20 protein-coding genes and 1 tRNA gene are annotated in these 20,354 nt (G+C 64.5%); 15 read left to right on the forward strand and 6 right to left on the reverse strand.

The features are described from left to right. Positions 1-45: 45 nt before the first annotated feature. From erpA to RXV95_RS01290, 5 genes are all read left to right on the forward strand, one after another. Positions 46-378 carry an iron-sulfur cluster insertion protein ErpA gene (gene erpA / locus RXV95_RS01270; RefSeq protein ID WP_338467217.1) on the forward strand — a complete coding sequence of 111 codons (333 nt, stop codon included), beginning with the start codon at positions 46-48 and terminating at the stop codon, positions 376-378. A gap of 118 nt (positions 379-496) precedes the next feature. Continuing rightward, the gene (xth, locus tag RXV95_RS01275; protein ID WP_338467218.1) at positions 497-1,270 is read left to right on the forward strand and encodes an exodeoxyribonuclease III; all 774 of its coding nucleotides are present in this window, start codon (positions 497-499) and stop codon (positions 1,268-1,270) included. 117 nt (positions 1,271-1,387) lie between these two features. After that, the gene (locus RXV95_RS01280; RefSeq protein WP_338467219.1) at positions 1,388-1,513 is read left to right on the forward strand and encodes a hypothetical protein; all 126 of its coding nucleotides are present in this window, start codon (positions 1,388-1,390) and stop codon (positions 1,511-1,513) included. Then, positions 1,510-2,184: a peptide-methionine (S)-S-oxide reductase MsrA gene (msrA, locus tag RXV95_RS01285; protein ID WP_338467220.1), complete on the forward strand. Its 675-nt coding sequence runs from the start codon at positions 1,510-1,512 to the stop codon at positions 2,182-2,184. The genes RXV95_RS01280 and msrA overlap by 4 nt, the downstream gene beginning before the upstream one ends. A gap of 58 nt (positions 2,185-2,242) precedes the next feature. Continuing rightward, positions 2,243-2,713: a transcriptional repressor gene (locus tag RXV95_RS01290; RefSeq protein WP_338467221.1), complete on the forward strand. Its 471-nt coding sequence runs from the start codon at positions 2,243-2,245 to the stop codon at positions 2,711-2,713. A gap of 3 nt (positions 2,714-2,716) precedes the next feature. Here RXV95_RS01290 and RXV95_RS01295 read toward each other — a convergent pair whose 3' ends face one another. After that, complete coding sequence (locus tag RXV95_RS01295) at positions 2,717-3,196, reverse strand: GNAT family N-acetyltransferase (protein WP_338468605.1); 480 nt, start codon at positions 3,194-3,196, stop codon at positions 2,717-2,719. Positions 3,197-3,347: 151 nt separating this feature from the next. Between RXV95_RS01295 and dxs the strand changes: the two genes are divergently transcribed. Beyond that, on the forward strand, positions 3,348-5,270 hold the full coding sequence (gene dxs, locus RXV95_RS01300) for a 1-deoxy-D-xylulose-5-phosphate synthase (protein WP_338467222.1): 1,923 nt from the start codon (positions 3,348-3,350) through the stop codon (positions 5,268-5,270). Positions 5,271-5,289: 19 nt separating this feature from the next. On the opposite strand, the gene RXV95_RS01305 is transcribed toward dxs, so the two are convergent. The 4 genes from RXV95_RS01305 to RXV95_RS01320 form a co-directional block, all read right to left on the reverse strand. Continuing rightward, entirely contained in the window at positions 5,290-5,985 is a 696-nt protein-coding gene (locus RXV95_RS01305; RefSeq protein ID WP_338467223.1) for an NnrU family protein, read from the reverse strand. Between the two features lie 35 nt (positions 5,986-6,020). Next, positions 6,021-7,325 carry an amidohydrolase family protein gene (locus RXV95_RS01310; RefSeq protein ID WP_338467224.1) on the reverse strand — a complete coding sequence of 435 codons (1,305 nt, stop codon included), beginning with the start codon at positions 7,323-7,325 and terminating at the stop codon, positions 6,021-6,023. After that, positions 7,322-8,614, reverse strand: a complete 1,293-nt coding sequence (locus RXV95_RS01315) for an amidohydrolase (RefSeq protein ID WP_338468606.1) — start codon at positions 8,612-8,614, stop codon at positions 7,322-7,324. Before RXV95_RS01315 ends, RXV95_RS01310 begins: the two co-directional genes overlap by 4 nt. Positions 8,615-8,823: 209 nt before the next feature. Further along, on the reverse strand, positions 8,824-10,668 hold the full coding sequence (locus RXV95_RS01320; protein ID WP_338467225.1) for a peptide MFS transporter: 1,845 nt from the start codon (positions 10,666-10,668) through the stop codon (positions 8,824-8,826). Positions 10,669-10,906: 238 nt separating this feature from the next. Here RXV95_RS01320 and RXV95_RS01325 point away from each other — a divergent pair, with 238 nt between their 5' ends. The 9 genes from RXV95_RS01325 to RXV95_RS01365 all read left to right on the forward strand — a co-directional run bounded on the left by RXV95_RS01325 (position 10,907) and on the right by RXV95_RS01365 (position 18,704). Continuing rightward, complete coding sequence (locus RXV95_RS01325; protein WP_338467226.1) at positions 10,907-11,251, forward strand: GntR family transcriptional regulator; 345 nt, start codon at positions 10,907-10,909, stop codon at positions 11,249-11,251. A 184-nt stretch (positions 11,252-11,435) separates the two neighbouring features. After that, positions 11,436-11,714 (forward strand): integration host factor subunit beta, encoded by a 279-nt coding sequence (locus tag RXV95_RS01330; protein ID WP_338467227.1) that lies wholly within the window; start codon positions 11,436-11,438, stop codon positions 11,712-11,714. A 139-nt stretch (positions 11,715-11,853) separates the two neighbouring features. Next, a tRNA-Leu gene (locus RXV95_RS01335) sits at positions 11,854-11,938 on the forward strand. Positions 11,939-12,080: 142 nt separating this feature from the next. Continuing rightward, positions 12,081-12,785 carry a PilZ domain-containing protein gene (locus tag RXV95_RS01340; RefSeq protein WP_338467228.1) on the forward strand — a complete coding sequence of 235 codons (705 nt, stop codon included), beginning with the start codon at positions 12,081-12,083 and terminating at the stop codon, positions 12,783-12,785. A 128-nt stretch (positions 12,786-12,913) separates the two neighbouring features. Continuing rightward, positions 12,914-14,536: an NAD(P)/FAD-dependent oxidoreductase gene (locus tag RXV95_RS01345; RefSeq protein ID WP_338467229.1), complete on the forward strand. Its 1,623-nt coding sequence runs from the start codon at positions 12,914-12,916 to the stop codon at positions 14,534-14,536. Between the two features lie 31 nt (positions 14,537-14,567). Next, a complete protein-coding gene (locus RXV95_RS01350) occupies positions 14,568-14,981 on the forward strand; it encodes a GtrA family protein (RefSeq protein WP_338467230.1) in 414 nt (137 codons plus the stop codon). A gap of 68 nt (positions 14,982-15,049) precedes the next feature. Next, positions 15,050-16,816, forward strand: a complete 1,767-nt coding sequence (locus tag RXV95_RS01355) for a hypothetical protein (RefSeq protein WP_338467231.1) — start codon at positions 15,050-15,052, stop codon at positions 16,814-16,816. A gap of 5 nt (positions 16,817-16,821) precedes the next feature. After that, positions 16,822-17,187 (forward strand): hypothetical protein, encoded by a 366-nt coding sequence (locus tag RXV95_RS01360; RefSeq protein WP_338467232.1) that lies wholly within the window; start codon positions 16,822-16,824, stop codon positions 17,185-17,187. A gap of 47 nt (positions 17,188-17,234) precedes the next feature. Further along, the gene (locus tag RXV95_RS01365) at positions 17,235-18,704 is read left to right on the forward strand and encodes a sulfotransferase (RefSeq protein ID WP_338467233.1); all 1,470 of its coding nucleotides are present in this window, start codon (positions 17,235-17,237) and stop codon (positions 18,702-18,704) included. On the opposite strand, the gene RXV95_RS01370 is transcribed toward RXV95_RS01365, so the two are convergent. Then, a complete protein-coding gene (locus tag RXV95_RS01370; protein ID WP_338467234.1) occupies positions 18,701-20,218 on the reverse strand; it encodes a putative 2OG-Fe(II) oxygenase in 1,518 nt (505 codons plus the stop codon). The genes RXV95_RS01365 and RXV95_RS01370 overlap by 4 nt on opposite strands. Positions 20,219-20,354 lie beyond the last annotated feature (136 nt).

The following is a 20,354-nucleotide window of genomic DNA, read 5'->3' on the forward strand; positions in this document are numbered from 1 at the left end:
GGCCGCAACTTGAGAGCAGGGGCACAAGCCCCTATCTTGCATGGCATGAGCGAAGCCCAGGTCACCCTAGCCCCCAGCGCCGCCGCGCGCGTCGCCGTTATCGCCGCCAAGCAGGGCAAGCCCGCGATCCTGCGGCTTGCCGTGGAAGGCGGCGGATGTTCGGGCTTCCAGTACCGCTTCGGGCTGGACGAGGCACCGCAGGACGACGACACGATCGCCGAAACCGACGGAGTGAAGCTTCTGGTCGATTCGGTGAGCCTGGACCTTGTTGCCGGAAGCACGGTGGAATTCGTCGAATCGCTGGGCGGATCGGCTTTCCAGGTAACCAATCCCAACGCCAGCGCCGGATGCGGATGCGGCAGCAGCTTCGCCGTTTGACCTTGCGGGCCTTGTAGGCGGTGGCTCCCGGCCTCCCTGTCGGTAGCCGGCCCGGTCCGCCGGTCAGCAACGCAGGGATGACCCGACGCGACGATTCTCCAGACGGCCGGAAACAGACATGAAAATCGCATCGTTCAACATCAACGGCATCAAGGCGCGTCTGCCGCGCCTGCTGGAATGGCTGGAGGAAACGCGCCCGGCCGTTGCCTGCCTGCAGGAAATCAAGACGCAGGACGAAGGCTTCCCCGCCGCCGAGTTCGAGAAGATCGGCTACAAGGCGATCTGGCATGGCCAGAAGAGCTTCAACGGCGTGGCTATCCTTGCCGATGGCGAGGAACCGGTTGAAGTGCAGCACGGGCTGGACGGCGATCCGGAAGACGATCATTCCCGTTACCTGGAAGCCGATGTGAAGGGCGTTCGCGTTTCCTGCATCTATCTGCCCAACGGCAATCCCCAGCCCGGCCCGAAGTTCGATTACAAACTGCGCTGGATGGAACGGCTGCGCGCCCGCATGGCGCGGATTTCGGCCGAGGAAGTGCCCGCCGTTGTGATCGGTGATTATAACGTGATCCCCCAAGACAAGGACGTCTGGTCGCCCAAGGCCATGGCGAGCGACGCCCTGATGCAACCCGAATCGCGCGATGCCTATGCCCGCCTGCTGGGCGACGGCTGGACCGACGCGATCGACCTGCTCAACCCGCGCGGCGGAGTGTGGACGTTCTGGGATTACCAGGCGGGCGCATGGCAGCGCGATCACGGGTTCCGTATCGACCACGCGCTGCTCTCGCCCGAACTGGCGGACCGGCTGGTGGCGGCGGGCGTGGACAAGGAATACCGGGGCCGCGAAAAGGCGAGCGATCACGCACCGATCTGGATCGACGTGCGCGACTGACCGTCAGGCGCGCGCTGTGCGCCCGTTCACAGCATGGCAAGCGCACCTGTGGCACAAGCGCCGCCGATGCAGGACGAAAACCATGCCCTGCCGGCACCTGTTACCAAGAGAATCATCATGCGACTGTTTGGCCCAGACCTTATCCGCTCTTTCGTCATCGGCTTCCTGATCGGTGCCGCCGGACTGGCGGTTACGGCAAGCGTCGAAGCCCATGCGCATCCCGTTTCAGCCATTTCGCCATGACACGCGCGGCCCGCATCCCGCTCGCCGCGGTAATGCTCACCGCCGCCTGTCACCAGCCGGCCTTTGCCGAATCCGCGGTCGCCACGCCTGCGGCGGTGGTCAAAGCACACGAATCGTCTGGACCGAAGGCGGCGATCTTCGCGGGCGGTTGCTTCTGGGGCGTCGAAGCGGTTTTCAGCCACGTAAAGGGCGTATCCAGCGTCGTTTCGGGCTATGAAGGCGGGGCGAAGGCCGATGCGCGGTACGAACGCGTCAGCCGGGGCGATACCGGCCTCGCCGAATCGGTGCGGGTTACCTACGATCCGTCCGTCGTGCGTTACGACCAGCTTTTGCAGATCTATTTCGGCGTGATCGCCGATCCGACCGAACTGAACCGGCAAGGCCCGGACACCGGCACGCAATACCGCTCTGCTCTCGTGCCGCTCGACAAGGAACAGCGCCGCGCGGCAGCCGGATATATCGCGCAGTTGAAGGCGCTTAAGCTCTGGGATCGGCCGATCGTTACCGCGATAGAGCCCTATCGCGGGTTCTATCCGGCCGAACGCTATCACCAGGACTTCATGCAGAAGCACCCGGACCATCCCTATATCGTGATGTGGGACAAGCCCAAGGTCCGCGCGCTGAAGAGGCTGTTTCCCGCGCTTTACAAGGCGAGCTTCACCGGCGGCTGATCCGCGCGCACGGGCAGCGCGATTTGCCTCCCGCGCCCGGCGCGCCTATCTATCGGACATGGTCAAAGACGCCGTCCGCCATCACCACCACGAACATTCCGGTGAAGAACTGGTGAGCGCCGCGCGCCATGCGCTGATCGACGCGGGCGAACAGTGGACCGATATGCGCGCCGACGTGTTCGATGCGCTTGTCAGCCACGACAAGCCGGCATCGGCCTATGACATTGCGGAAAGCGTCGGCGCGCTGCGTGGCAAGCGCGTTGCGGCCAACAGCGTCTATCGCATCCTTGACCTGTTCGTGCGCACGAACCTTGCCCGGCGGGTGGAAAGCGCGAACGCCTATCTTGCCAACAGCCACCCGGGTTGCCGGCACGACTGTATCTTCCTGATCTGCGACGAATGCGGACAGGCAATCCATATCGACGACGACAGCCTTACCGGCGCGCTGCGCGATGCGGCGCGCAAGGCGGGATTTGCCGATGTGCGCCCGGTGGTGGAGATTCGCGGCCGCTGCGGCGATTGCGCCTGACGGTCAGCCCAGCACTTTCCCCATGCGGGTGAGCGGCACGGCCACGCCGCCGCGCACGTCTTCCACGTCTTCGATCGGGTTATAGCCCGCCGCGCGGTACAGCGGGGCGCCGGCGCGTGTCGCCATCAGTTCGACCCGCAAAAAGCCCTCTGCCCGCGCCGCCGCTTCGCAATGCGCAAGGATCGCGCGCCCGACCCCGCGCCGCGCGAAGGGGGGCGCTGTGTACATCGCCCGCACGCGCGCTGCTTCGGTCGCGGGATCGAGCAGGCGCGGCTCTCTGAGGTCGAGCGTATGGTCCCCGCCATAAAGCGTGGCGCGGCGGCTCCACCCGCCGCATCCCGCCACTGCTCCGTCCGCGCCTTTCGCCACGAAATAGGTGCCGTCGAGGACAAGCTGGCGATCCAGCCCCATCACCGCGCGACTGGCCTTTACCTGTTCGGGAGAGAGGAAGCCGGCCTGAAGCTGGCCGATCGCCGCATCCATCACGCCGCGAAGCGTTTCGATCTGCGCGATGTCCGCAGCCGCGATAGTCCAGTTTTCCACGCCGGATAGGTGCAATGCCGGCCCGCATCGCGGCAAGCGGTTTTCGCACTCGATGTTCGACACGGGACAATGCCCGTTGTAAAGCGGCGTAATGTCTTCCGATCCGGTGACCCCGCTTCTCGATACAGTCGATACGCCCGACGACCTGCGAAAGCTCGCCCCCGCGCAATTGCGCCAGCTTGCGGACGAACTGCGCAGCGAAATGCTCGCTGCCGTCGGCCAGACCGGCGGCCACCTTGGCTCCGGGCTGGGCGTGGTCGAACTGACCGTTGCCATCCACTATGTATTCAATACGCCCGACGACCGGCTGGTGTGGGACGTGGGCCACCAGGCCTATCCCCACAAGATCCTGACCGGCCGGCGCAACCGCATCCGCACCTTGCGGCAGGGTGGCGGGCTGTCCGGTTTCACCAAGCGCAGCGAGAGCGAATACGATCCGTTCGGGGCGGCCCATTCGTCCACGTCGATCTCCGCCGCGCTGGGCTTTGCCGTGGCCAACAAGCTTTCGGGCAAGCCGGGCAAGGGCATTGCGGTAATCGGCGACGGCGCGATGAGCGCGGGCATGGCCTATGAGGCGATGAACAATGCCGAGCAGGCGGGCAACCGGCTGGTCGTGATCCTGAACGACAACGACATGTCGATCGCGCCGCCAGTTGGCGGCCTTTCGACCTACCTTGCGCGGCTTGTATCCTCGGGCAAGTTCCTGGGCCTGCGCGAACTGGCGAAACGTTTTGCGCGCAAGCTGCCGCGCCCGTTGCACGTTGCCGCCCGCAAGACGGACGAATTCGCGCGCGGCATGGCCATGGGCGGCACCCTGTTCGAGGAACTGGGCTTCTATTACGTCGGCCCGATCGACGGGCACGATATCGACGCGCTGGTGCCGGTGCTGGAAAATGTGCGCGATGCGGCCGAAGGGCCGATCCTGGTCCATGTGGTGACGCAGAAGGGCAAGGGCTATGCCCCGGCCGAAAACAGCGCGGACAAGTATCACGGCGTACAGAAGTTCGACGTGATCACCGGCGAACAGAAAAAGTCGAGCGGTGGGCCGCCCGCTTACCAGAACGTATTCGGCGAAGCGCTGGCTAAGCTGGCCGACAGTGACACGCGCATCTGCGCGATCACTGCGGCGATGCCGTCCGGCACCGGCGTCGACAAGTTCGCAAAGGCGCACCCGGATCGCTCTTTCGACGTGGGCATTGCCGAACAGCACGCGGTGACGTTCGCCGCAGGGCTTGCCGCGCAGGGGATGCGCCCGTTCTGCGCGATCTATTCCACCTTCCTGCAACGCGCCTTCGACCAGGTGGTGCACGACGTCGCGATCCAGAACCTGCCGGTGCGCTTCGCGATAGACCGTGCCGGACTGGTCGGCGCGGACGGAGCCACCCATGCGGGCAGCTTCGACATCACCTATCTTTCCACGCTGCCCAACATGGTGGTGATGGCCGCCGCCGACGAGGCGGAGCTGGTGCACATGACCTATACGGCAGCGCAATACGACACCGGGCCGATCGCGTTCCGCTACCCGCGTGGAGCGGGTACGGGCGTGCCTCTGCCCGAAACGCCGGAATTGCTGGAAATCGGCAAGGGACGGATCGTGCGCGAAGGCACGAAGGTTGCGCTGCTGTCGCTCGGCACGCGGCTGGCCGAAAGCCTGAAAGCGGCCGATCAGCTTGAAGCCAGGGGGCTTTCAACCACGGTCGCGGACCTGCGCTTCGCCAAGCCGCTCGACACAGACCTCATCCGCCGCCTGATGACCAGCCACGAAGTGATCGTGACGGTGGAAGAAGGCAGCATCGGCGGGCTGGGCGCGCACGTGCTGACGATGGCGAGCGACGAGGGGCTGACCGATGCGGGCCTGAAGATCCGCACGATGCGCCTGCCAGACCTGTTCCAGGACCATGACGCACCCGACAAGCAGTATGACGCCGCCGGCCTCAACGCGCCGCAGATCGTCGATACCGTGTTGAAAGCACTGCGCCACAACAGCGCGGGGGTTGAGGAAGCGCGCGCTTAGGGGTCAGGACTAGGGAGGGCTAACCCACCCAGCGCCAGATCCCGGCGGGGATACCCGACAGCCACAGGTGCGCCCAGGTGATCGCGACCCAGATCGCAATGGCGAGCAGCCACAGCACCGCGCCCGCGCCGCCTAACCGGCCCACGCGTGGCCAGAAGCTGGTCTTCGCTTCCCACGCCGCCCAGCCATCGCCCATCAGCGCTTCTTTCTTGCGGTCCTGCATATGCGCGCCGACCAGCGCGAGGATCAGGATTCCGCCCGCCAGGATCAGCGTGCGCCCCGCGGGTGCGACAAGCAGGTGCGCGATGGCCCAGAAGCCGAAGCCCCACATCATGGGATGGCGCGTCACGCGGAACACGCCGGCCGGCTGCTTGTCTGCCAAGGCCTTCGCCGCGTTCGGATCGGGCAACGCCGGATTGCCGCTGAGCGAGCCGAGGAACAGCACCAGAGCCACAATCGTCAACACGCTGGCGACGATCCATGCGAGAGCGCCATACGTTCCGTCGAACGCGACAGGCGATGGCGACGCGGCGCGAAACGCCATGGCCATCCACGCGAACGTGGCAAGGCTGACCAGCGAATAGGCGCCCAGGAAACCCGTTTCGCCCAGCACGCCCGTCATCGCCGGGCGCAACGGGTGCGACATCGCGAAATGCGTGCCGACGAAGGCGATCGTTGCGGCGGTGAGCGAAACGAGTGCGGGATCCACTGGCATTTCCCCTTCCTTTCGCGACCGCCGCCGATCCGGCCTTACCAGTCCCAGGCCTTGGGCAACGCGCCCGGTGCGGGATGGCGATAGCGTTCGCGCAGCCGCGTCTGGTGGTTGGAAACCGGCTGCTCCACGCCGTCGATATACACTTTCACGGGCGCATTGCCCACTTCAAGCGGATCGCCGTCCCAAACCACCACATCCGCGTCGCGGCCGGGCAGCAGGCTGCCGTACCGGTCGCCCTCGCCCATGATCCCAGCGGGCACGGAACTGATCGCGGCGAAAGCCTGTCCCCAGGTCAGTCCCGTTGCGCCGGGCATCTTGCCGACAGCGACAAGGTTTCCCGCGTATTGCGGGGCATAGCGCGGCTGGTCCATGTCGAACATTCCGCCGATCGCCACCTTGACGCCCGCCTTCGTCATGCGTCCGATGTTGGACTGCGTTGCGGCCATCGTCTCGAACCGGCCGGGCAGGTCGGTCATCGGCTGCGCGATCACCGGCACCTTGGCGGCGGCAAGCGTACCGGCCACGCGCCAGCCTTCCGATGCGCCGACGATCACCAGATTCAACGCGGGGAACTCCGACTTCAGCGCCAGCGCACCGCGAATGTCGGATGCGCGCTCAACATGGACGTAAAGCGGCTGCTTGCCGGTCACGACCGGTACCAGCGCCACCGCGTCCGACCGGGTGAGCAGCACGTCGTCCCGCCGCGTGCCTTTCGGCATTGCCGCGATCTCGCGCGCCTCGGCCAAGGCGTTGCGCAACAGCGCCTGTGCGGCAAGGCGGCTTCCCCCGGCAAGGCGCGCACCGCGCTCACCCAGTTCGACCAGCTGGAACGCGCGCGGCTTTTCCACCGCCTGTGGATCGGCGCCGAGGTCGATATAGGCGCCCTGCCCGGCAAAGATCGAATTGCCCGCGCTTGCCGACACCGCGGCGCGCGTCACGCCGCCCGCGCGGCTGACTTCCAGCGGCAGCGCCTCGGGATCGACCGCGGTCGAAACGTCGAGCGCGGCGTTGAACACCGATTTATCGGCTTCGCTGTCATTGCTTGAACTGACCGCGCCGACATCCAGCAGGCCCAGGTCGGTAACGGCGATAACAAGGCCCGGCGTGATCCACTTTCCGCCCGCGTCCACCACGGTCGCACCGGCGGGCACCGGCACATTCGCGCCCGCGGCAAGGATCTTGCCGTCGCGCACCACGACCGTACCGTGTTCGACAGGCGCGCTGCCGTCTCCGATCACGACGGTGGCGTTGGTAAAGGCCGTGTCGGCCGCAACGGCGGGCGTGGCTGCAGCGGCGGCAAGCAGCATGGCTGCGCCTGAAGCAAGGATGCGCGCGCTCATTTCACGTCTCCTTCACCGGGCTGGCCAAGTTCGAAATCGCTAACCGGCCGCATTTTCGGATTGTCCGCATCGTAAAGCATCGCGCCGTCGATCCAGACCTTTTCGGGCCGCGAATAGACCGACAGCGGGTTACCGTTCCACAGCACCACGTCACCCATCTTTCCGGGGGTGAGACTGCCCGTCACCTTGTCGATTCCCATCGCGTGCGCGGGGTTCAGCGTGAACCAGCGCACCACCTGCCCGTCCGGGATGGAAATGCCCATGCGGCGACCCGCGCCCTGCGCCTTCGCGGCTTCCTGATTCAGGCGCTGGATGCCGTATTCATCGTCCGAATGGATAATCACGCACGCGCCCGCATCCTGCAGCAGCGCCGCGTTTTCGGGGATGCCGTCATAGGCTTCCATCTTGAAGCCCCACCAATCGGCCCAGATTGCCGAGCAGATGTCTTTCTGCTTCAGCAGGTCGCCGATCTTGTAGGCTTCCACCGCGTGGTGGAACGCGGCGACGTGATAGCCGAACTCCTTCGACATATCGATGACCTGCGCCATCTCGTCCGCGCGGTAACAGTGGTTGTGCACCAGGATCTTGCCGTCGAGCACGCCGACCAGCGTTTCCATCGCGAGGTCACGCTTCTCCAGCTTACCGGCGTCGCGCTTCTTTTTGTATTCTACCGCCTTGATCCACGTCTCGCGGTCGACCGCGAAATTGCCCATCCGCGTGGAAGGCATGCGGCCCTTCGATCCATAGACGCGCTTGGGATTCTCCCCGCACGCCATTTTCAGGCCATAGGGCGCGCCGGGGAACTTCATCGATTGCACCGTGCGGCCCGGCACGTTCTTGAGCACCACCGAACGCCCGCCCATCAGGTTGGCCGAACCGGGCAGGATCTGCAGGCTGGTGACGCCGCCGTTGACAAGCGCGCGCGTGAAGCCCGGGTCTTGCGGCCAGACCGAATGTTCCGCCCATACTTCGGGCGTGGTCGGGCTGGTCGCTTCGTTACCGTCCGAAAGGGCACGAACGCCGGGGCTGGGATAGACGCCAAGGTGGCTGTGGATGTCGATCACGCCGGGCGTCACGTATTTGCCGCGCCCATCGATCCGGTCATAGCCTTCGGGCACCGTCAGCGAGGCATCGCCGACCGCTTCCACCTTGCCGCCCGATACCAGCACCGTGCCGTTGTCTATCTCCGCGCCGGTCCCGTCGAACACGGTCGCCCCCACGATCGCGACCGGCCGACCCGGATAGGGGCGATAAGTCGATGGATAGGGATTGTCGTCGGGCGCGGACATCGCGGATGCCTCTGCCTTCTTCTCGCGCGCACCCGCTTGGGCCGTGCCCAGCACAAGGACAACCGATGCCAGGGCCGCCCCGGCGACCCGTCCCACTCTTCGCATTTGTCTGAAGCTCCCCATTCGCCTGAAGCCGCTCTCACGGCGTTTGTTCCATCCCCATGGACCGCCCCGGCGCCCACGCGCCGGAGCGAACGATACGTGTATTCCTAAGCCTTCAGCGCGGGATGCGCGCCCGGCCCCTGCGGTTCGGCAACCTCTTCCTGGCCTGCCAGATCGTCGCCAACGTCGTCGTCGGTCAGCTTGTCGACGTGCATCAGGCGCTTGACCAGCGGGTTGAGCAGCACGACCACCACACCGATACCGATGGCGACCAATCCCATCGACCAATAGACGTCGAGCGCCGCCTGCCGCGTGATCTCGCCCCCGTCGCCTTCGCCCATGATCGAACCCAGGAAACCGGCAACGTAATTGCCGCCCGCCGTGCCGAAGAAGAACGCAGCCATCATCAGGCTGGCCATGTGCCGCACCGAAAGCCGGTTCATGGCCGAAAGCCCGACCGGCGACAGGCTGAGTTCGCCGGTGGTGGAAAGCAGATAGAACAGGAAGATATAGATCACCGGAACCAGCGCGCTGCCTGCGGCATTCGCGCCCAGCACCAGCACCACGAAGGCAAGGCCCATCTGCACGATGCCAAGGCCCATCTTGGCTGGCGTGGCCGGTTCCCATCCGCGCCGGCCGAGCCATTGCCAAAGCGCGGCGAATACGGGGCCGAGCAGGATGATATAGATCGGGTTGATCGACTGGAACAGCGATGTCGGCACGCCCGCGCGATCGACATAGCGATCGGTGAACAGGTTGACCGATCCGCCCGCCTGTTCGAACAGGCCCCAGAACACCGGCATCAGCAGGATCAGGAAGATCATCGCGAACACCCTGTCGCGCGCATAATTGGCGGATTTGCGCGCTTCGCCGATGCAGGCCGCGGCAACCAGCCCCAGCCCCGCAATCGCGGCGACAACGGCAATCGTGTCCGCGCCGTTGCTGACGATCATCCACGCCGCCATGGCCAGCAGGACGACCACCCCGGCATAGAAGAGGTTGCGGGTCGATCCGTTGCTTATCTGCCCGCTTTCATCCTTCAACTGGTAAAGCGCCTGTTGCAGGACATAGGCGAGCAGCAGGATGCCCGAAATCAGCAGGATCCAGCCGACCGCGTCCTGGAACTGGATCAGCGCCCAGACGACCGCCACGCCCGCGAACCCCGCGAGATAGAGAAACCATTCGAGATTGAGCCCCGCGACTTTCGCCTTCAGGTGCGCGGGCTCGGGCGGTTCGCCCTGACCGTTGAGCAGCGGCTTGCCGATCACGAACACGATCAGGCCCAGCAACATGCCCACGCCTGCCGCGCCGAAGCCCCACGACCAGCCGATCGTTTCGCCAAGGTATCCGGCCAGGATCGTGCCGATGGCCGCGCCCACGTTGATGCCCATGTAGAAGATCGTATAGGCGCCATCGCGCCTGATGTCGGTACGCGGATAAAGCTGGCCGACGATGACCGAGATATTGGCCTTGAGGAAGCCCGATCCCACGATGATGAAGGACAGCGCCAGCCAGAACACGTTGATCGCAGGGTTGTTCTGGTATCCCCCGCCGTTCCCCTCGAACGCCATGAAGAAGTGGCCCAGCGTAAGCAGGACCGCGCCGAACAGCACCGCCTTGCGCTGGCCCAGGTATCGGTCCGCCAGCCAGCCGCCAAGCACCGGGGTGATATAGACCAGGCTGGTATAGGCGCCATAGATGATGGTCGCCTGTCCGTCAGAATAGAGCCAGTGCTTGACCAGATAGAGTGTCAGCAGCGCCCGCATGCCGTAGTAGGAAAAGCGTTCCCACATCTCGGCGAAGAACAGGACGAAAAGACCCTTGGGATGGCCGGCGAACTCCGGCTCCTTGCGCGTTACGGCATAGGCCCCGATCGCCAGGAAAACCACCAGCGCAACCGCGCCGATGGCCGCGATCCAGTCAGCCTCGTTCCACAGCGCCATTTCCTTCATGCGACCATCCCTTTTCGCGAATTCTATTGCCCGGCGTTTGCGCCACCCTGTCTCCCGCGGCGCGAAGGGGCCAAACTAACCGCCAAATCCCCATGCGAAAGACTTTTGTTGCAATTGCGACAATTCCCGCTGTCCGATGCGGAAACGGGGTGCCCGCGTGAAACTTTCCGCAAATTTCACCCGCAACGGGCGCAACGGCCTTGCCCGATGCGCTGTATTATGGCACTGCCACACCCTGATGAGCAATTCCGGACGCCCCGTTTATCTCAAGCTGCGCGACATGATCGCGGCAGCCATCATCGATGGACGTTATCCCGAAGGCGAATTGCTTCCATCGGTGCGGGCCTTCGCCGCCGACCAGGGCGCCAACCCGCTGACGGTCGCCAAGGCATACCAGCAGTTCCAGGCCGAAGGGCTGATCGAAGTGCAGCGCGGCGTGGGCATGTATGTCGCGCCCGGCGCGGCCGAAGCACTGCGGCGCAGTGAACGCGACGCGTTTCTCAATCGGGAATGGCCCGAAATAGCCGCACGCATCCGCCGCCTGCGGATCGATCCGGAAGACCTCCTGCACACGGTCGATTGAAGGCGCGGGCCGGCTGTCCCGCATCGGGACGGCAAACCCATTACGCAATTGAAATTGTTGAACCGATCTGGCAGATTATTTCCGCGTGTGGGGATCGCACGCAATCTTTGTCCCGCGTCCAGGCTGTTCCCGTAGCAAGGCGCGGACAGTTGTCACCGCAAACCGGTGCCAATGGGGGGATAAGATGATCAGGTCGGAACTCTTGCAGATACTCGCAAAGCACAGCCCGGAACTGCGCGGCGAGGAAATCGAACGCGTTGTCGATGTGTTCTTCGACGAAATCGGCCGTCGCCTTGCCGAAGGCGGCAGGGTGGAACTGCGCGGCTTTGGCGCCTTTTCCACGCGAGAGCGCGATGCGCGCAAGGGGCGCAACCCGCGCACCGGCGAAACGGTGGAGGTTCCGGCGAAGCGCGTGCCTTATTTCAAGCCCGGCAAGGAAATGCGCCAGCGCCTGAATCCCTGAATCGGCTGAAACCGCCAGGCGGTTCGCCGCGGGTTTCACCCCGACAAACCGGCTTGTCACGAAACGGCGCCCTAGCGGCGACCTGGATGTAGGCGTTGCCGCCCGCAATGCCTTGTGCCATTGCCGCGCACCTACCCGCGCGGACGTGGCGGAATGGTAGACGCAGGGGACTTAAAATCCCTTGATCTTTGATCGTGCGGGTTCAAGTCCCGCCGTCCGCACCAATTGCGCAGGCCGGGGCACGCGCCTTGCGGATTCCCCTGCGCCGCCGGTAACGGCCCGACAACCTTATGCACCCTACCTTGATGACGACCGGGGCGCGCTGGCCCGGTCCGCGACGGGACGGCGCATATAGGGGAAAGGGTTTTGACCCAGGAACTGAGCAACCGGTCTGGCGGGCCGGAAGGGGGCGGCACCGGATTCGAAGGCGCGGCAGGCAGCCACGACCAGCGCGAAGCGCCCCGCTTTACCCTGCTTATCAGGGCGGCGAAGCTGATCGTGGACGGGCGCGAGTTCCTTTGCGTGATCCGCGATGCGGCAAGCAAGGGCATCAAGATCCGCCTGTTCCACCCCATCCCTGAGCACAAGACACTCGAAATAGAGCTCGGCAACGGGGATCGCCACCCTGTCCACCTTGTCTGGAGCACCGACGATTTCGCGGGATTCCGTTTCCCCCGGCAGATCGATATCGAACGCCTGCTGGACGAAGGACAGGGGGCATTTCCGCGCCGCCAGGTGCGCCTGCGCATCGCGATGGACGCCTCTGTCCATTCCGGCGGGCACAGGGCCAAGGTGGCGCTTCAGGACATCTCGCAACAGGGTGCCTGCATCGAATGCGACAAATGGCTGCTCAAGAACGAGCTGATCCGGCTCGACACCGGAATCGTTCCGCCGATCTATGCCAAGGTCAGGTGGCGCAGGGCACCGCGATACGGGCTGATCTTCGAACAGACCTTTCGGCTTGACGAGCTTGCCCGGCTCGCCGCGCCGCTGCAGTTCACCAGAGCGGTGGAGGAATCACTGGAGGGGGACGACGCCAGCCGCCCGACCGGCAATCGCAACTTCGGCTGACACGGCGCCGCAAGGAATCGCGCGCCGGTCTGGTTAGCGAATCCGCGCACGCCGTTAACCATCCCTTATCCATTTTCCTTCACTTCCGGGCAGGACGATTTGGTTCGCTTGGACGGAGAGATTTCGAGATGGAAAACGGGGGCAAGGTTTCCACCAGCCGGTCGGCTGAAAACGAAGTCGATGTTGCGATCATCGGCGCGGGGCCAGCGGGGCTGACCGCGGGCTACCTGCTTTCGAAACATGGCTATTCGGTGGCCATAATCGAAAAAGACCCGAAATACGTGGGCGGCATCAGCCGCACCGTGGAACACGAGGGCTATCGCTTCGACATCGGCGGACACCGCTTCTTTTCGAAAAGCCAGCAGGTCGTCGACCTGTGGAACGAGATCCTGCCGGACGACTTCATCCAGCGCCCGCGGATGAGCCGCATCTATTATGAGGGCAAGTTCTATTCCTATCCGCTGCGCGCATTCGAAGCGCTGGGCAACCTGGGAATCCTGCGTTCGACCGCGTGCATGGCAAGCTATGCCTGGACCAAGCTGTTCCCGGTGAAGGACGTGAAAAGCTTCGAGGACTGGACCACCAACCAGTTCGGCAGGAAGCTCTATTCGATCTTTTTCAAGACCTATACCGAAAAGGTGTGGGGTATGCCCTGCGACGAAATGAGCGCCGACTGGGCCGCGCAGCGCATCAAGGGCCTTTCGCTGTGGGGCGCGGTGACAGACGGCATCAAGCGTAGCCTGGGCCTCAACAAGCGGCCGAACGACGGGCAGGCGGTAAAGACTCTGCTTGAAACCTTCCGTTACCCCCGCCTTGGCCCCGGAATGATGTGGGACGCCGCGCGCGACTTCATCGAAGGCAAGGGCAACCGGGTGCTGATGGGCCACGCGATGAAGCAGCTCGCATCGGACGGGCAGGGCGGCTGGCGTCTTTCGGCAACGAAAGAGGACGGCGGCGAAACCGTGATCCGTGCCCGCCACGCGATCAGTTCCGCACCGATGCGCGAACTTTCCGCGCGCCTGCATCCGCTGCCGCAAACCTCGCTTCAGGCAGACCGCCTTCGTTATCGCGACTTCCTGACCGTTGCGCTGAAGATCCGGTCGGAAGACCTGTTCCCCGACAACTGGATCTACATCCACGACAGCAAGGTGAAGGTCGGCCGTATCCAGAACTTCCGTTCATGGTCGCCAGAAATGGTGCCGGACGAAGGCGTGGCCTGCGTGGGTCTTGAATATTTCTGCTTCGAAGGCGACGACCTCTGGGCCTCGACCGACGAGGATCTGGTCGCGCTGGCGACGAAAGAGATGGAAACGCTGGGCCTTGTGAAAGGCGAGCAGGTTATCGGCGGCGCGGTGGTGCGGCAGGAAAAGGCCTATCCCGTCTATGACGACGAATATGCCGCCAATGTCGTGGCGATGCGCGATGAGCTGGAAGAGCTCTATCCAACGCTGCACCTGGTCGGCCGCAACGGCATGCACCGCTACAACAACCAGGATCACGCGATGATGACCGCGATGCTGACGGTCGAGAACATCATGGCGGGTGAGCGGGTTTACGACATCTGGTGCGTGAACGAGGACGCCGAATATCACGAGTCCGGCGACGAGGGCGCGGAAAAGGTCATTGCCACCGGGCGCAAGCCTGTGAGCGAGGACCAGGCCGCCGCGCTGGGTTCGGTGCGCGACGTTCCCGAACGAATCGCGGAAGACGAAAAGCCGACCGCAACCGGCAAGGATCGCCGCGCAGCCTGACGCCGTCCGCCGCTAAACAGGGGGCTTGTCGATGAACGAATTGGTGGTTCCGTTCCTCCAGCGCATGCGGCAGGTCACGCTGCTGCGCTACATGATCGCCAGCGTGGGGGCGCTGGCGGTCGACATGGGATCGTTCCTGGCGTTGCTGACGGCGAGCGTGCCGGCAGTGGCGGCCTCTTCGATCGGGTATTGCCTGGGCATCGTCGCCCACTGGATCCTTTCCAGCCGCAAGGTCTTTGCGGACCAGGTGGCCGAACGCGGAATGGCCCGAACCCGGCAAAAGGCGATGTTCGTCATCTCGGCGCTTGTCGGCCTTGCCCTTACCACGGCCATCGTATGGGCCGCGACCGTGACCGGCATAGACCCGCGCATCGCCAAGCTGGTGGCCGTTGTCGTAAGCTTCGCAGTCACATGGATGCTGCGCAAGTCGGTCGTCTTCCGGTGACCGCCGGCGCAATGGCGCCGGCAGCGCCACTTTCCGCCCCACCCCATGCGGGGGGCGGCAGCCGGATCATGACGGGCGCGCTGCTGCTGCGACTGACGATCTGCTGGCTGTTGCTTTGCGCGCTGCTGGTGGCCGTTCACTGGAGCGACATCGCCGCGCACCGTTTTCCCGATCCTGACGATTCGCTGCGCCTTGTCCAGGTGCGGGACCTTCTGGCCGGCCAGAGCTGGTTCGATGTCCACCAATACCGCGTCGCCGCGCCCGCAGGTGTGCCGATGCACTGGACCCGGCTGGTCGATGTCCCGATCGCAGGCTTGATCCTGCTGCTGCGGCCCCTGCTGGGCCAGCCCTTGGCCGAGACCGTCACCTGCATCCTCGTTCCGCTGCTTACGCTGCTGGCGGCGGTTTTGCTGGCCGGACGGCTGGCCGCCAAATACTTCAACCACGAAATCGCCGGGCTTGCCGCGCTGACCATGGGGCTTGCCGCGCCGGCGATGTTCCAGTTCCAGCCCATGCGGATTGATCATCACGCCTGGCAGATCGTGCTTGCTCTAGCCGCGCTGAACGGCCTTGCCGCCCGCGATGCCCGCAAGGGCGGGCTGGTGATCGGCCTTTCGCTTGCCACATCGCTTGCCATCTCGCTTGAAAACCTGCCGCTGGCCGCCGTCTTCATCGCCGTCTGCGGTGTGCGTTTCCTGCGCGATCCTTCACAGGGCCGATGGTTGCTGTGGTCGATGAATACACTGGCCGGAAGCTCCATCGCACTGTTCCTGGGAACGCGCGGCCTTTACGACCTGGGGCAGCATTGCGATGCGATCTCGCCCTTTCACCTTGCGGTCTTTGCATGGGGCGCGCTCGGCTGTTCGGCTCTGGTCGCCATGAAACCGCGCCGCATCGTCGTTTCGCTGGTGCTGGCCGGGGCGATCGGCGCGGGTGCGATCCTGATCGTGCTTGCGCAGGCGCCGGAATGCACGAAGGGCGCGTTCGCCGCGCTCGATCCCATCGTGCGCAAGTACTGGTACAACGCGGTTCTCGAAGGAAAGCCGGTCTGGGATATGCCGCCGGCCGCCGCCGTTACCATGGTCGCCCTGCCGCTTTTCGGCCTGATCGCGACGCTGCGGCTGGCGCTTCGCGCGACGAGCCGCGACGATGCGCGCTGGTGGATAGACTATTCGTTGTTGCTTGGCGGTTCGATCGTTATCGGCGTGCTTGTCGCGCGGGCCTCTGCAACGGCCTGCCTGCTCGCCGTTGCGCCGGCCGCATGGCAATTGCGCGACAGGCTGGACGCGGCACGCGCCGCGGCCGGACGGCCGGGACGGCAAGCGCTCGCCTATCTTGGCGTGGCCCTGTTGCTGTTTCCTTCGATCCCGGTTTTCGCGATCGCCGCGGTGCTTCCCGGGAACGAGGCAGAGGCCGCCACGGGCGCAAGCGGAACAACCAGTTGCGATTACGACAAGCTGGCCGCCGGACTGAACCGGCTGCCCGCAACCGATATTTTCGCGCCGATCGATATCGGCCCGCAAATCCTTGTCGATACGCCGCACCGGGTGGTCGCCACTGGCCACCACCGGGGCAACCTGGCGATGAAGGACGTGATAGAAGCCTTCATCAGCGATCCCGCCAAGGCCCGAAAGATCGTCGAACGGCGGCACGCAACCCTGCTTGTCCTGTGCCCCGACCTGATGGAGCCGGCCAACTACGAACGGGCCAATCCGCATGGCCTGGCGGCAGACCTGATGGATCACAAGGTGCCGGCATGGCTTCAGCCAGCCAACATCGCGCCGGGTAGCGGGTTCCAGGTATACAGGGTGGCGATTTCCGGCGCTGCAAGGTGACCGGCGTGACAACCCCCGACGGGACTGTTACCATTATCGCATCTTTTCAAATTCCTGCCGCGCGTTTGCGCGGAGAGGATTGCCGGGAGGTTCATATGAACCGCAGAATGCTTTTCCTCGCCCTCGCCATGCCTGCCCTTGCCGCAAGCATGCCGGCAATGGCTGATTCCGCCAAGAACGCCAAGAAGACGTCCGATTCGGCCGAGATGGGGAAATCGGACCGCGTAATCTGCCGCCGGATCCAGGAGATCGGATCGCGCCTCAAATCCAAACGCGTCTGTGCAACGGCAGAACAATGGCAGGCCATTCGCGAACAGGACCGGGATATGATTGAGCGCGCGCAGCAGCGTAAGCCGTATCAGGGCGGATAAGCGCAAGGCGTCTTGCGCGCCTTGTCCAGCGCGTTACATCGCGAAGAATGACCGGTCAGGACCGCGTCGCGCAGCTTCATGCGAACGCGACAGCACTGTTGCGCCAGGGGGCGACGCGCGAGGCGATCGACGCCTATCGCGCCCTTCTTGCCGAAAAGACCGACCTTCCGGCCAGCTGGTTCAATCTGGGCTGGCTGGAACGGCAAGACCGGCAGTTCGACAACGCCTTGACTTCATATGACAAGGCGCTTCGGCTGGGGATCGACCACGCCGAAGAAGTTCACGTGAACAGGGCGTCGATCCTTGCCGATCATCTCGCCCGCCCGGCTGATGCCATGGCGGAGCTGCACCGCGCGCTTGACCTTGATCCCGCTTACGTTCCCGCCCTGCTCAACCTGGGCAACTTGCACGAGGACATGGGCAATGTGCAGGATGCGCGCGACGCTTATACGCGCGCGTTGCAGGCAGCGCCCGGGCATCCCCTGGCGCTGGCCCGGCTAGCGGGCGTATGTTCGATAGACAGCGCCGACGATCCGCTGGCCCGCTCGCTCGCCGCCATCGTCGCGCATCCCGCTGCTCCGCCTGCCGACCGTGCCGATGCCGGATTCGCGCTTGCCCGCCTGCTCGATGCCTGCGGCGAACATGATCGCGCGTTCACCGCCGCAACGGCTGCCAATGGCGCCGCTATCGACAGCTTCGGCCCGCGTTTCACTGGTTATGACGCGCGGCGCGCCGCCGCACAGGTCGATGCCCTGATCGCCGCGTTCGACAAACCCGCCGCCCAAAGTGCGTCGTCGAACGGCCCGGCACCCATTTTCATCTGCGGAATGTTCCGTTCGGGCTCGACACTGCTTGAACAGATCTTGGGACGTCACCCCGCTGTCGCCAGCGGTGGAGAGCTTGGCGCCCTTCCCGCAATCGTGGATCGGCTGGGTGAGGATTATCCTGCTGGCGTTGCTGGCATGGACGAGCAAACGTTGACGCAGCTTCGTAAAAGCTACCTTGCTGAAATTCCGGAGCAATTGAGAGGCGTCCAGCTGTTTACAGACAAGCGCCCGGACAATTTCCTGCACATCGGCCTGGCCATGGCGCTGTTCCCCGAAGCAAGGGTGCTCGTCACAAGACGCAACCCGTGTGACAACGCGATCTCCGTCTATTTCCAGCACTTGTCTCCGCAATTCGGATATGGCGCACGGCTGGAAGATTTCGCTGACTGGTATGCCCAGCACCAGCGCCTCGTCGCGCATTGGCAGGCGCTGTTTCCGGAACGGCTGAAAATCGTCGATTACGACCGGTTGGTTGCAAGCCCGCATGAAGAGATTGCGTCGGCGCTCGCTTTTCTGGGGCTGGAATGGAACGATGCCTGCCTCACTCCCGAACAGGCTGCGGTCCAGGTGCGCACAGCAAGCGTTTGGCAAGTGCGCCAGCCGCTCTATCGCCACGCGTCCGGCCGGTGGCGCAATTATGCGCAATTCATGGAGCCGATAGCGTCCCGTTTCGATTGCAACGCGGGTTAGCGCTGCGCGAAGCCGGGGCCACGCGCGATGTCGAAGGCAACGGTCATGCGCTCACCGCCCGTGATCGGCTTGGTGCCGTGCCACATGGTCGACGGGAAAAGTGCGAGACGGCCCACCTCGGGCCGCACCGCGCGGAACGCCGGCGGGCAGCCCGGAAACTCCGGCTGGTCGCCCATCGTCAGCCAGCCCGCTTCGGGCTTTTCGGCATCCATGTTTTCGGGAAGAGCCACATAGAAGGCAGAACTGAACCAGCCTTCGGGATGCATGTGGACCGCGTGGTGCCCCTCCCCCGTCAGGCGCACGGACCATGATCCGGCGAAGCGGATCTCTTTCGGTTTTACGCCCAGTGTCGGGTGTTTCGCGCCCATCGGTGGCAGCTGGGCCGCGTGGCGCTCCACCGCTTTGACAATCGCCTGACGCAAGCGCTGCACTTCGGGCTCTATCCGCGCGAACAGGCGGCCGTTGGTCTGCGTGCCTCCACGCAGCGACTGTTCCAGCGGCTGGTGCGTGGTCTGGTGCAGCCGCCGCAGGAATGCGGCCAGCTCGTCCAGCGAGCCGATGTCAGCTGTTATATCGTAAACGCCGGTAAGGCGCGGATCGCCTTCAAGCCATTGCCATCGCGGATCGTCCGTCATCCGCCATGCCGTGGCGATATAGGGCCAGAAATGCTGCGCCCCGTCTTCCGCGGTCCACACCAGTGCCACGGCGGCGGCATCCTGTGGGCGGCCGGCCTTCAGCAAATGCCGGGTAAAGCGCAGGGCGATGCCCGCGTGGGCAACGCGCCCCATGCCAAGGAAAATGCGTTCCGCCTCGGCAAACCGGCCCAACTCGTCAAGACAGCCCGCTTCGCTGGAATCGAAGAAGATATCCGCACCAGCCAAACGTCGCGCCTTTGCAATCTCCGCAAGCGCCACCTCGAATTTCTTCGCGTGCATCAGGCCAAGAATCAGTTCGCGCCACAAGGGCACATCGTCACCGCGGCTTTCGGCGGCGGCACGGACGCTTCGCCATGACGCGTCCCCCTGTCCGCCTTGCCAGCGCAAGCGGACCAGAGCGGCATGACCATCGGCCCAGCCCGGGTCGACGACCAGCGCGTCTTCAAGCAGGCGATCCGCTTGCTGTGCCTCCCCCGCTTCAAGCAGGGCGGCAACGTAGCCGAGCAGCGCCTGCTTGTCTTGTGGCGCCAGCGCAAGAGCGCGCTCGAACCGTTCGGCCGCGGGAAGCCCGGCGTCGAGCCTCACCTGCGCCGCAGCATAGGCGATGCGCGGATTGTCCGGCGCAAGCCGGGCGGCCTTGTCGAAATGGTGCAGGGCCTGCGCGTTTTCATCAAGCGCGCGGTACAACACGCCCAGCATCTGGTGCAGGCGTGGCTCATCGGGGTGGCGGGCGATCATATCGCGCACCGGCGCAATGGCATCGCGTTCATCCCAGGTTTTCTGCGAGTCTATTGCCATGCGAAGAACCTGGTCCACCGAAAGGGACGACGTGTCTTTGGCGGTGGGGCTTTCGGTCATGGCACCTTCAACTGTTGTTATCGGGCAAGCATTCGCAGGCGTAAATCGTGGGCAACGCGCCCTGTTTCCTATCGTTTCGGCAGGCAAAGAAAAAGGCGGCGAACCCGGTAAGGTCCGCCGCCCAATTCAGTCTAAC

The organism is Novosphingobium sp. ZN18A2 (assembly GCF_036784765.1).
In the GTDB taxonomy this organism is placed as follows: Bacteria; Pseudomonadota; Alphaproteobacteria; order Sphingomonadales; family Sphingomonadaceae; genus Novosphingobium.

Bases quoted from the DNA above. Each gene is read 5' to 3' on its own strand.
- erpA (WP_338467217.1), top strand. From the start codon at position 46: ATGAGCGAAGCCCAGGTCACCCTAGCCCCCAGCGCCGCCGCGCGCGTC.
- xth (WP_338467218.1), top strand. From the start codon at position 497: ATGAAAATCGCATCGTTCAACATCAACGGCATCAAGGCGCGTCTGCCG.
- RXV95_RS01280 (WP_338467219.1), top strand. From the start codon at position 1,388: ATGCGACTGTTTGGCCCAGACCTTATCCGCTCTTTCGTCATCGGCTTC.
- msrA (WP_338467220.1), top strand. From the start codon at position 1,510: ATGACACGCGCGGCCCGCATCCCGCTCGCCGCGGTAATGCTCACCGCC.
- RXV95_RS01290 (WP_338467221.1), top strand. From the start codon at position 2,243: ATGGTCAAAGACGCCGTCCGCCATCACCACCACGAACATTCCGGTGAA.
- RXV95_RS01295 (WP_338468605.1), bottom strand. From the start codon at position 3,196: ATGGATGCGGCGATCGGCCAGCTTCAGGCCGGCTTCCTCTCTCCCGAA.
- dxs (WP_338467222.1), top strand. From the start codon at position 3,348: ATGTCTTCCGATCCGGTGACCCCGCTTCTCGATACAGTCGATACGCCC.
- RXV95_RS01305 (WP_338467223.1), bottom strand. From the start codon at position 5,985: ATGCCAGTGGATCCCGCACTCGTTTCGCTCACCGCCGCAACGATCGCC.
- RXV95_RS01310 (WP_338467224.1), bottom strand. From the start codon at position 7,325: ATGAGCGCGCGCATCCTTGCTTCAGGCGCAGCCATGCTGCTTGCCGCC.
- RXV95_RS01315 (WP_338468606.1), bottom strand. From the start codon at position 8,614: ATGTCCGCGCCCGACGACAATCCCTATCCATCGACTTATCGCCCCTAT.
- RXV95_RS01320 (WP_338467225.1), bottom strand. From the start codon at position 10,668: ATGAAGGAAATGGCGCTGTGGAACGAGGCTGACTGGATCGCGGCCATC.
- RXV95_RS01325 (WP_338467226.1), top strand. From the start codon at position 10,907: ATGAGCAATTCCGGACGCCCCGTTTATCTCAAGCTGCGCGACATGATC.
- RXV95_RS01330 (WP_338467227.1), top strand. From the start codon at position 11,436: ATGATCAGGTCGGAACTCTTGCAGATACTCGCAAAGCACAGCCCGGAA.
- RXV95_RS01345 (WP_338467229.1), top strand. From the start codon at position 12,914: ATGGAAAACGGGGGCAAGGTTTCCACCAGCCGGTCGGCTGAAAACGAA.
- RXV95_RS01350 (WP_338467230.1), top strand. From the start codon at position 14,568: ATGAACGAATTGGTGGTTCCGTTCCTCCAGCGCATGCGGCAGGTCACG.
- RXV95_RS01355 (WP_338467231.1), top strand. From the start codon at position 15,050: ATGACGGGCGCGCTGCTGCTGCGACTGACGATCTGCTGGCTGTTGCTT.
- RXV95_RS01365 (WP_338467233.1), top strand. From the start codon at position 17,235: ATGACCGGTCAGGACCGCGTCGCGCAGCTTCATGCGAACGCGACAGCA.
- RXV95_RS01370 (WP_338467234.1), bottom strand. From the start codon at position 20,218: ATGACCGAAAGCCCCACCGCCAAAGACACGTCGTCCCTTTCGGTGGAC.